Consider the following 5,606-nt stretch of genomic DNA (forward strand, 5'->3'; position numbering starts at 1 on the left):
CTTGCATGTGTAAAGCATGCCGCCAGCGTTCAATCTGAGCCAGGATCAAACTCTATAGTTCGATCTTGTTAAACTCACTCAAAACGGAATTGAAGTGGATTTGTAAATCATAAGACTTACACACTTCATGTTCTGTTCATGAGCGTTTGGCTTTCCATATATAATGGTTGCCAGGCATCTCTGCCTTTGTTCCTAAGAACTTGAGCAATTACCAAACGCCCACGCTTATCGGCTGTATGTTTTTAACGAACACCAAAGAAAACAAACTATCTAATCCGTCTTCTTTTTTAAGAACCTCACCGCGATCAGTGAAGCCCTCTACTATAACACAGAATTTTTAACCTTCGAGAAAAATTTAAAAATTCTTTTTGGTGGCTCGGGGCGGAATCGAACCACCGACACGCGGATTTTCAATCCGCTGCTCTACCAACTGAGCTACCGAGCCAAGCTTTGCATTCTATCATGATTTTTTTACAAATGTCAGAAAAATCTTTATTTGCATCCAATCGATGACAAGCAACGCTTGCGAAGGCGTGATTATAGGGGAATTTTTTTGCTTTTTCCAAAGAAAGCAAAAAATCTTCATGCGCTCATCAAACTGCCTGCTGCACAGACTCGCCCAAGCATGAGGCATGCCTTATTGGCACTTGACGTGCGTCACGGGATGGAACCTCCTGTATTGCAGCGCATCTGAACATTTTTGGCGATCGCAAACCATGTACAGGATGGAGATTCTGTATAGTTCGTTTGCGATTTCGATCAATGGATTTCTTACCATCTTCTTCTCATGCCTGACATTGCTGACACTGTTGCATTCCAGCTTGCTGTGCGTGTGTACTGGGAAGACACGGATGCCGGCGGCATTGTGTACCACGCCAACTATGTCAATTTCATGGAGCGAGCGCGCACCGAGTGGTTGCGCAGCCTGGGGCTGAGCCAGTCGGTGTTGCAACGAGAGCATGGTGGGATTTTCGTGGTCAGTTCCATCGCGCTGCGATATTTGCAAGCCGCCCGTCTGGATGATCTTCTGACAGTCACTGCCTGCGCCCAGGCAGTGAAAGGAGCCTCGATTGCCATGCAACAATTGGTGTATCGCTCCTCGTCCGAGGACACGGATGCTGATTCGGCTGCACCTGTGCTGTTGTGCGAAGGTGCGGTCAAGGTAGGCTGGGTCGATTCTCAATCTCTGCGTCCGGGGCGCATCCCCGAGTCTGTTTTGAAGCAACTTTCATGAACTCTCCAGACAATATGTCTCTGCTGAACCTGATTCTGAGCGCGAGTTGGGCGGTTCAGGTAGTGATGTTGATACTGCTGATTGGCTCGATTGCCAGTTGGGCAACGATTTTCCGCAAAACCCAGGCCTTGAAGAACATCAAACGCCTGAATGCGGAGTTCGAGGAAGATTTCTGGTCGGGTGCCAGCCTGAATGACCTGTACGCTGCGGCCATTCAGAATGCCAAGCGGGCCGGGCCACTGGAGCGTATTTTTGCCAGTGGCATGCGTGAGTATCACAAGCTGCGCGAGCGCAATATCTCCCACCCTGACACTTTGCTGGACAGTTCGCGTCGGGCGATGCTGGCAAGCTATAACCGCGAGATGGATGTCATCGAAACCGGCCTGTCATTCCTGGGTTCGGTCGGATCGGTCGCACCCTATATCGGGCTGTTTGGCACGGTCTGGGGGATCATGCACGTTTTCACGGGCTTTTCGGGTATGGAACAGGTGACACTGGCCACGGTGGCACCGGGCATTGCAGAGGCCCTGATTGCCACGGCACTGGGTCTTTTCACAGCGATTCCTGCTGTGCTGGCGTACAACCGCTTCTCCCGCGAAATTGACCGCACCGCCATTCGCATGGAAACCTTTGGCGATGAGTTCACCAACATCCTGCAACGCAATCTGCGCACAGCCAGCCACACTTCCCACTAACCCAACAGGCAACAGGCATGACAGGTTTTGCTTCCGGCAGAAAAAGAGAACGCCGCACGGTCAATGAAATCAACATGATTCCTTTGATTGACCTGATGTTGGTGCTGCTGATCATTTTCATGGTCACTGCCCCGATGCTGACACCGGGCGTGATTGATGTGCCCACGGTGGGCAAGGGATCGCAACAGCCCATTGCCGTGGCGAATGTGTCGATCGACAAGAATGGCGGGTTGGAGTGGACTGCCAACGGGCAGAGCCAGTCGATTGACCTGGCGGAACTGGGCGAGCAGGCACGCGACTGGCAGGCATCCCAACAAGCCGAGAGCGGCGTTGGCATTTCTGCGGACAAGCAGGTGCAGTATGAAGAGGTGGTCAAGGTATTCGATGCCCTGAAACAGGCAGGAGTAGAGCGTGTGGGGCTGAATGTGAACGTCAATCAGGGTGGGCAACGATGACTGCCCCGATTCCGCGCCGTGAAGTGCTGCATCCCAGTGAGCCGCCCACCTCCAGAACAGCGGTGACTCTGGCGGTGCTGGCACACCTGGGGCTGATCGGCATTCTGGCGTTGAGCGTTCATTGGAAAAAACCACAACAGGACATGGCCGTCGAAGCCGAGATATGGTCGCCCATCATCGAGCAGGCAGCACCAGCAGCCCGCTCGCATGCTCCAACGCCGCCACCACCACCGCCGATAGTCAAAGCCGAACCACCCCCACCCCCTCCGAAGCCCGCACCACCAGAACCGGAGCCTGAACCAGAGCCGCCTCCACCTCCGCCGCCCCCTCCTCCACCCGAACCGGCAGTTCAGGTGGACAATGGCCCTGATGCCAATATCGTCGCTCAGCAGGAAAAGGAAAAACGCCTGAAGGAAGATGCTGAACGCAAGAAGCTGGAAGAAGCCAAACGCAAAGAGGAAGAAAGGCGCAAGGAAGCGGAACGCAAAAAGGTGGCAGAAGAGAAACGCCTGAAGGAAGAGACTGAGCGCAAGAAGCTGGAAGAAGCCAAACGTAAAGAGGAAGAAAAGCGCAAGGAAGAAGAACGTAAAAAAGCGGCCGAAGAAAAACGCCTGAAAGATGAAACCGAGCGCAAGAAGCTGGAAGAGGCCAAGCGCAAAGAAGAAGAGAAACGCAAGGAAGAAGAACGCCTGAAAGAAGAAGCCGAGCGCAAGAAACAGGAAGAAGCCAAACGCAAGGAGGAAGAAAAGCGCAAGGAAGACGAGCGCAAGAAAGCCGCCGAGGCAAAACGCCTGAAGGATGAAGCCGACCGCAAAAAAGCCGAAGAACGCAGCAAGGCCGAAGCCGCGCGTGCCGCTGCTGATGCCGAAGCCCTGCGACAGGAGAACCTGCGCCGCATCCAGGGGTTGGCAGGAGCCAGTGGTGGAGCCTCCAGCACGGGTACGGCCGCACGCAGTACCGGGCCTTCGGGCAGTTACGCCGGGAAGGTACGCTCTGCCGTCAAGCCCAATATCAACTATGTGGGCACGATCGCAGGCAATCCACAGGCCGAGGTGGAAGTGCGCAGTGGCGCAGATGGCACGATCATCAGTGCCAAGCTGGTGCGCTCCAGCGGCAACCCGACCTGGGACGATGCCGTGGTGCGTGCGGTGCACAAAACACAGAAAATGCCCCGCGATACCGATGGCTCGGTGCCCGGCCACATCGTGATTGTGTTCCGCCCGAACGACTGATTCCACCGTCATTCACCCGCATGGCAAGCCATGGCTTCCATGCGGGCCATTGCAGCCCATTGGGCAACGACGGATAATCGCAGACCCCGTGCACAAAATGGCGCGAACCGCTCCGTGCGGTTGTGCAGCCTGTTCTGCTCCTTGACCACTGTCCCACAACAATACCGTGCCATGCGACTGTGCCTTGGCACGCCCCACCCTTTTCGCCACCATGACCACTTTCAGCCCTGAACTGCTTTTGCCTGCCGGATCCCTGGACAAGATGCGGGCCGCCTACGACTTTGGCGCAGATGCCGTGTATGCCGGTCAGCCCCGCTACAGCCTGCGGGCACGCAACAACGAGTTTCGCATCGAGCAGCTCCAGCAAGGCATTGAAGAAGCACATGCACGCGGCAAGAAGTTCTTTGTCACCAGCAACCTGCTGGCCCACAACGACAAGGTGCGCACCTATCTGCGCGACATCGAGCCGGTCATTGCACTCAAGCCCGATGCCATCATCATGGCCGACCCCGGTCTCATCATGATGGTGCACGAAAAATGGCCACAAGTGCCGATTCATCTCTCCGTGCAGGCGAACACCACGAACCACATGGCCGTCAAGTTCTGGCAGAAGATGGGCGTGTCGCGCATCATCCTCTCGCGTGAGTTGAGCCTCAAGGAAATCGAGCACATCCGCCAGGAATGTCCTGATATGGAACTGGAAGTGTTTGTACACGGTGCGCTGTGCATTGCGTATTCGGGTCGCTGCCTGCTGTCCGGCTATTTCAACCACCGCGATCCCAACCAGGGAACCTGCACGAATGCCTGCCGTTGGGACTACAAGACCCACGATGCCGCGGTCGATTCCAACACGGGCGAGGCTCTGGCCGTGGAACGCATGGACCAGGGTTTCAACTTCCAGCAAATGCAGGAAGAAGCCGACAAGAACTTCTCGGCTTGCGGGGATGGCCAACGCCACCCCAAGGCCGATCAGGTGTATCTGATTGAGGAGATTGGCCGCCCCGGCGAACTGATGCCCATCATGGAAGACGAGCACGGCACTTACATCATGAACAGCAAGGATTTGCGTGCGGTGGAGCAGGTGGAAAAGCTCACCCGCATTGGTGTGGACTCCCTGAAGATTGAAGGTCGCACCAAGAGTCTGTACTATGTGGCACGCACCGCACAGGTGTACCGCCGCGCGATTGACGATGCCGTGGCCGGTCGCCCCTTCAATCCACAACTGATTACCGAACTCGAAGGACTGGCCAACCGGGGCTACACCAGCGGCCTGCTGGAACGCCGTCCGGCCAACACCTACCAGAACTACGAAACCGGCCATTCGGTGGCCAGACGCAGCCAGTTCGTCGGCGAAGTGCGCGGCGTGCGCGAAGATGGCTGGGTGGAAGTGGAAACCAAGAACCGCTTTGCCGTGGGCGATACGCTGGAAATCATTCACCCCAGCGGCAACCGCACCGTCAAGCTGGAAACCATGCAGAACAAGGATGGCGAGAGCATTGCCGTCGCGGCAGGCAACCCGTTGCGGGTCTGGCTGCCGATTGAAGGCCCGGTGGATGGCGCGCTGGTGGCACGGATGCTGCCACAGGTCAGCAACGAGGACAATGTGGCCCTCGCATAATGGAAGACGGCGGATTGCACTGGCTGAAGTTGAAGTTCCCCCACATTACCGGAGGGTATAGAACACTGGATCGGCCATTTCTGGCGTTGGTTTGGAAACAGATTTCTTGCTGCCTTTCCTCCTTTTTTCAAACTCTACAGGCGACAGGTAACCGATGCCTGAATGCAGCCGGTGCGGGTTGTACCAGCCCTCGATCCAGCTAAAGATGTCGCGCTTGGCTCCTGCCTTTGTTGGCCAACTTCTCCTGTCAATCAACTCACATTCCAGACTCGCAAAAAAGCTCTCAGCCATGGCGTTGTCGTAGGCATCACCCACCGTCCCCATGGAGGGCGTTACCTTCATTTCTTTGCAACGCTGGCCAAACGCCAAGCT

General features: G+C 55.8%; 6 protein-coding genes and 1 tRNA gene. 5 read left to right on the forward strand and 2 right to left on the reverse strand.

Annotation, left to right across the window (positions count from 1 at the left end):
* Positions 1 to 369: 369 nt before the first annotated feature.
* Positions 370 to 445 (reverse strand) — tRNA-Phe (locus BUE21_RS13960).
* A 342-nt stretch (positions 446 to 787) separates the two neighbouring features.
* On the opposite strand from BUE21_RS13960, the gene ybgC reads away from it, so the two are divergent.
* The 5 genes from ybgC (at position 788) to trhP (ending at position 5,234) form a co-directional block, all read left to right on the forward strand.
* Positions 788 to 1,234, forward strand: coding sequence for a tol-pal system-associated acyl-CoA thioesterase (ybgC, locus tag BUE21_RS13965; protein ID WP_073357250.1), 447 nt, complete (start codon positions 788 to 790; stop codon positions 1,232 to 1,234).
* Positions 1,231 to 1,929, forward strand: coding sequence for a protein TolQ (gene tolQ, locus BUE21_RS13970; protein WP_073357251.1), 699 nt, complete (start codon positions 1,231 to 1,233; stop codon positions 1,927 to 1,929). The genes ybgC and tolQ overlap by 4 nt, the downstream gene beginning before the upstream one ends.
* 17 nt (positions 1,930 to 1,946) lie before the next feature.
* On the forward strand, positions 1,947 to 2,384 hold the full coding sequence (locus BUE21_RS13975) for a biopolymer transporter ExbD (protein WP_073357252.1): 438 nt from the start codon (positions 1,947 to 1,949) through the stop codon (positions 2,382 to 2,384).
* On the forward strand, positions 2,381 to 3,616 hold the full coding sequence (tolA, locus tag BUE21_RS13980) for a cell envelope integrity protein TolA (protein WP_084523345.1): 1,236 nt from the start codon (positions 2,381 to 2,383) through the stop codon (positions 3,614 to 3,616). The genes BUE21_RS13975 and tolA overlap by 4 nt, the downstream gene beginning before the upstream one ends.
* Before the next feature lie 211 nt (positions 3,617 to 3,827).
* Positions 3,828 to 5,234: a prephenate-dependent tRNA uridine(34) hydroxylase TrhP gene (gene trhP / locus BUE21_RS13985; RefSeq protein ID WP_073357253.1), complete on the forward strand. Its 1,407-nt coding sequence runs from the start codon at positions 3,828 to 3,830 to the stop codon at positions 5,232 to 5,234.
* Between the two features lie 45 nt (positions 5,235 to 5,279).
* Here trhP and BUE21_RS13990 read toward each other — a convergent pair.
* The coding region (locus tag BUE21_RS13990) for an integrase core domain-containing protein (protein WP_234971076.1) at positions 5,280 to 5,606 on the reverse strand (327 nt) is incomplete at its 5' end.

The organism is Lampropedia hyalina DSM 16112, from assembly GCF_900129055.1.
Lineage (GTDB): Bacteria > Pseudomonadota > Gammaproteobacteria > Burkholderiales > Burkholderiaceae_C > Lampropedia > Lampropedia hyalina.